Raw genomic sequence first — 4,777 nt, 5'->3', positions numbered from 1 at the left:
GCAGAACTCCCCAGACCGACATAGCAAAAAGGCTTAGGTCGTTGACCCAAGCCCGCCTCAGCATACTCATACCAGATGCCAGGAACCAGACTTGAACTGGTGACACGAGGATTTTCAGTCCTCTGCTCTACCAACTGAGCTATCCCGGCTCTGGACCTACTATCTTACGATGTCGAGGGGGGTTTTGACAACTGGTGGCGCCCCCAATTTAGCCAATCAATTTCTCCAAAGCCTCCATCTGGGGGATGCAGAGAACATCTCGGTTGCGATCCCGGCGGATCAGCTCCTCTTGCTCCAGCTTGGACAGGACGCGAGTGACCGTTTCCCGGGCTAGGCCACTGAGGCTGCTCAGCTCCCGATGGGGCAAGTTGGGGATCTCTACGCCACTTCGGCTAACCCGGCCACGGGATTCGGCCAAGAACAGCAGGATATCGGCAACACGGGCCGTACTACTGGCCTCGCGCAACTGCAGACGACGGTTGATCTGCCGTAAGCGGCGCGACATGAGCTGAGCAAGGCGGATGCCGGCCTGAGGATCAGAAGCCAAAAAAGCCAGGAAGTGTTGGGCCGACAGACAACTGACTTTGGTGGCTGTTAGGGCTACAACGTCGGTAGAACGAGGCGCTTCGTCCAAAGCAGCCATTTCCCCGAAGATTTCCCCTGGACCAAGAATGGTGAGGGTGATCTCCCGGCCTTCGAGATCATGGGTGCGAATCTTGACCCACCCTTCCAGGATGAAATAAACGGCGTTACCCCAGTCATTTTGTAACAAGATGGCCTGGTTGACCGGGTGGGAGCGCAACGACATTTGCCCGGCCAGCGGCTCTAGCCTCTCAGGAGGAAAGCCCTCGAACAGGAGCATCAGGCGAAGGTCATCTGGAGTTACATCGCTCACTGTTGGATCCTCCTGCACGGGGTTGGTTCTGGTTGAGTGGGATGGGAAAAGGGTAGGCCTGGAAAGCCCCCCTGCTCCCCAGCCTACAGCCCGCCAGGGCGAACTGCGTAGCGATAGGGCAGGGCTTTAGACCCAATTTTTACCGCTACTTTGGAAAGGGATCCCTGCACAACAAAAGCTGCTGCCATCCTCTAGCCCAGAAACGGCAAAATCCATCTTGCTGATAGCAATTTTCTCGAGTTTGTGCAGTTTGAGTCGAGATCTAGACCTGCTGAAGTTGAGATGGCCAATCTTGGCTGGTATCCAAAACCTTTAAAAAAGGCCGTTCCGAATCGGAAAAATCCTGCCAGTGGGCCTGCTGTTGGGAGAGCATCTCGGCGGTGGCATCAGCAATGTCGGCAGAGTGCTGCTGATCTCCATCGATGCAGCCGGCTGGGGCCAAGAGGGGCTGAGGAGCTGAGCTACGGCGTTGCAGGCGCTCCCGCAAAACAGGTTCAGGGGCGTAGCAGTGGAGGATGCGCAGTGGGATCCCTTGGCGTTGGGCCTGATCAATGGCCATCCCCCGCAGCGCCTGCCGGTCGAACTTGGCGTCCAGAATCACGGTGTAGCCTTCCTGGGCCAGCTCTACTCCCAACTGCACCAAGCGGCGGTAGGTTTTATCGGTCATCTCCGGGGTATAAACCTCCGGCCCCCCCCGTTGCCGCAGAGGGATCCCGGCCAAATGCTTGCGCACCGCATCGGAGCGAATGTGAATGGCTCCCCGCTGACGGGCCAAGTGGCGGGCTACCGTGCTTTTGCCGGATCCCGACAATCCCGACATCAGGAACAACTGCCCCCGCTTGGGGAGGGTGTATTCCCAGGCAAGACGGTAATAGCGGGCGGCGGTGCTAAAGGCTGTGGCCTTGGCTTCCTCTGCTGCAGTGGGATCCTCCAGCAAAAAAGAGGTGACCTTGGCCCGCACGTAGGCCTGCCGATTGAGGTAAATAGGCAAGATCTTCAACCCTTCCCAATCTCCGGTTTCTTCCAGGTAGGTGTTCAAATAGGCGTTTCCCAGATCGGGGCGATGGCGGGCATCCAAATCCATCACCCCATAGGATATGTCGTACATGACATCCACAAAGCGGAAGGCTTCGTTGAACTCGATGCAATCAAAAAGCAGGATCTTCCCTTCCCAAAAACAGATGTTGCCCAGGTGTAAATCTCCGTGGCATTCGCGAATGCGGTTTTGTTCTATTCTTTGTTGAAACAGCTCCTGCCGCTCAGCAAAAAAGCGATCGGTGTAGGCTTGGGTTTCTCGATATTGCTGAGCTGTTTGTGGGCCGCCGACGTAGCGCTGGGTTTGGGCGTAATTCTCGTCAAAGGCTTCTCGCACCCGTTCTGGCCGGCCAAAGCTGCGGATGTAGTCGTTGGTCTCGGTTTGGGCATGAAACGTCGCCACCACCCGCCCCAGCTCCTCCATCAAGGACGGCGTTAGCTCTCCCCGCTCAAACAGGTTGCTGAACAGTTGCTCTTGGGGAAATTGCCGCATTTGCAGAGCGTATTCTATGGGCTCGCCGCTGCTGTTGAACTGAAATCGGCCATCGGTCTGGACAATGGGCAACACTTGCAGATAAAGGCCGGGAGCACCGCGCTGGTTCATGCGCAGCTCTTCTTGGCAAAAGTGGCGCCGCCTCTCCAGGGTGGTGAAGTTCAAAAAGCCAAAGTCCAAAGGCTTTTTCACTTTATAGGCATAGTCGCCTGTCAGCAGAATATAGGAAATGTGGGTTTGAATAAGCCGAATGGGATCCCGTACCGGATGAGGGTAGAAGGCGGGATCCAGCATCGCTTGGATCAAGGGGGGCAGGTGGGTATCGACCATGAAAAACGATAGAGATGGAAAAAGGGCTTGGACGGGGATCCCTATCTTCCGCCGACAGAGCAGATTGTCCTCCACCTATTCCTTAAAGGGCAAGGCGGCTTCTTGGGGGGAAAGACGGATGAGGCTGATCCCCTGCTGAATTAGCGTATCTTGAGCAGCACCGGAAAGAGCGTAGGGCCAGACCAGATATTTGGTGTTGATGTAGTCTTGTCCGCGCTTGGCCAGGTTTACCTGTTCCGAGAGCATGCGCACGTCTGGCCCGCGGCTGATAGTGGCTTCGGCCCGGCGAATGCGCTGCATCAGTTGGCTGAACAGCTCTTGGGGCTGCTGCACAAACACCACAATGGCCAAGTCACAGGGGTTGTAATAGTTGCCGATGCCGCAGAGGAGCAGGGCTTCACTGGAGAGAACAAGGGTTTCTTGATCCCCCAGAGCCACCACCGGATACAGAAAGGTGCGCACATCCTCCAGTTGCCAGTGGTTAAAAGAGTGGCTATCTACCTCCCCCCGCACCCAAGAGGAGATGGCAGGAAAAACTGCTTCGCTCAACAGTCGATAGGCCGTCTGGGGTCGCCCTAGCCAGCAGAGGGCATTTTCGTAGAAGCTCTCGTTCTCCAGCAGGTGGGGGGTGAGAGGAGCAACCATGGGCAGATCCTCAACGGGCTTTCTCCAGCATGCCTACTCGGGGATGGTTAAGGCAATTTTGCCCAGAACGGATCCCTGCTCCAGCAACCGGTGGGCGGCAGCCGCTTCGGCCAGAGGAAAGGTGTGGCTGAGCTGGATCCGCAGTTGGCCTTGGTCGATGAGGCGGGCACATTGCCTGAGGATTTCCGCCTGATTTTGTTGGGCGTTGGTCAGGCTTTTCAGCATCGGGGTGAGCATCAGCTCAAATCCCACCCGCAAGTTGCGGTCGCGAGCCACCCGCCAGTCGATCTCTGGGGCCGGGGCCAGCAGGGTGACGATATCTCCGTACACGCGCACTGCGGGGAAGGTCTGCTCCAATAGCTTGCCGCCCAAGGTATCTAGGGCAAGATCTACCCCCTCTCCCCCTGTCCAGTCCAAAACGGCGCGCACAAAGTCTGTCTGCCGGTAGAAGATGGGCAAGCCGGCGCCTAGGGAACGGACAAACTCCGCCTTTTCCGGGGTGCTCACGGTGGTGGCCACTTTGGATCCCCGTAGACGGGCCAGTTGAATGGCCACATGGCCAACTCCACCCGCTCCCCCGTGGATGAGCACACTTTGGCCGGCCTGGAGACGTCCCCGGTCGTACAGCGCTTCCCAGGCGGTGATCAGCACCAGCGGGGCAGCAGCAGCCTCCGCAAAGCTCAGAGTTCTGGGCTTGGGAGCCACAAAACGCTCGTCCACCACGATCAGCTCGGCGTAATTCCCCGCCTGCCTGCCCAGACCCCCGTGGCAGAAGTACACCTCGTCTCCCACTGTAAAGTGCCTAACTCCGGATCCCACGGCTTCCACAACGCCGGCACCGTCACACCCCAGAATGGCGGGCATCTCCTCTGGATAGAAGGTGCCCCGTTGCCGCAGTTTGGTGTCGATGGGGTTGACGCCGGCTGCCCTCAGACGGATGCGCAGCTCCCGCTCGCCGCGAATTTGGGGCTCAGGTACTTCTCGGAGCTGCAGAACCTCTGGCCCGCCGGGCACACTCATGACTACGGCTTTCATGCGCTCAAGTTGTCAGCTTCAGTTGGGTTGGCCCGCTCAAAGGATGCAGGGTAGAGTTTGTTCTGGTGATGAGAAGATGGGCATCTCCCCATTGGGGTGTTGCTTTGCAACCCTGCGGAGTCTTGCAGCTGCTCTCTAGCCTATTTTAGCTAAACCGCCGAGAAGCCCCGCGCTGTATGCGCAGGGTCAACATACCCACGCAAAACCGAAGCCGTCACCCCACTCCATGAAGCAATAAAAAGGCTAGTGACTAGTGACTAGTCACTACGCACTACTCTACAGGGCGGTGGGGCATCCCGTCCTTTTCGCGTCAGCGGGACGTAGTCCTTAAGCTCAGGAAATGT

The 4,777-nt window shown here is 57.6% G+C and carries 4 protein-coding genes and 1 tRNA gene; all 5 read right to left on the bottom strand.

The window, feature by feature from the left end:
* Positions 1–76 precede the first annotated feature (76 nt).
* Positions 77–149, bottom strand: a tRNA-Phe gene (locus tag NW829_RS11715).
* Positions 150–208: 59 nt separating this feature from the next.
* Positions 209–862: a Crp/Fnr family transcriptional regulator gene (locus NW829_RS11710; protein ID WP_011434200.1), complete on the bottom strand. Its 654-nt coding sequence runs from the start codon at positions 860–862 to the stop codon at positions 209–211.
* A 295-nt stretch (positions 863–1,157) separates the two neighbouring features.
* Positions 1,158–2,753: an AAA family ATPase gene (locus NW829_RS11705; RefSeq protein WP_414417150.1), complete on the bottom strand. Its 1,596-nt coding sequence runs from the start codon at positions 2,751–2,753 to the stop codon at positions 1,158–1,160.
* 75 nt (positions 2,754–2,828) lie between these two features.
* Positions 2,829–3,398: a hypothetical protein gene (locus tag NW829_RS11700; RefSeq protein WP_414332236.1), complete on the bottom strand. Its 570-nt coding sequence runs from the start codon at positions 3,396–3,398 to the stop codon at positions 2,829–2,831.
* A gap of 33 nt (positions 3,399–3,431) precedes the next feature.
* Positions 3,432–4,433, bottom strand: coding sequence for a zinc-dependent alcohol dehydrogenase family protein (locus NW829_RS11695; protein ID WP_414349833.1), 1,002 nt, complete (start codon positions 4,431–4,433; stop codon positions 3,432–3,434).
* Positions 4,434–4,777 lie beyond the last annotated feature (344 nt).

The organism is Synechococcus sp. R55.8 (assembly GCF_047461895.1).
GTDB lineage: Bacteria > Cyanobacteriota > Cyanobacteriia > Thermostichales > Thermostichaceae > Thermostichus.
This window is presented reverse-complemented; position numbering and strand designations above follow the sequence as displayed.

What these genes read in the sequence shown, in the direction of transcription:
- NW829_RS11710 (WP_011434200.1), bottom strand. Translation starts at nt 862, where the DNA reads ATGCTCCTGTTCGAGGGCTTTCCTCCTGAGAGGCTAGAGCCGCTGGCC.
- NW829_RS11700 (WP_414332236.1), bottom strand. Translation starts at nt 3,398, where the DNA reads ATGGTTGCTCCTCTCACCCCCCACCTGCTGGAGAACGAGAGCTTCTAC.
- NW829_RS11695 (WP_414349833.1), bottom strand. Translation starts at nt 4,433, where the DNA reads ATGAAAGCCGTAGTCATGAGTGTGCCCGGCGGGCCAGAGGTTCTGCAG.
- NW829_RS11705 (WP_414417150.1), bottom strand. Translation starts at nt 2,753, where the DNA reads ATGGTCGATACCCACCTGCCCCCCTTGATCCAAGCGATGCTGGATCCC.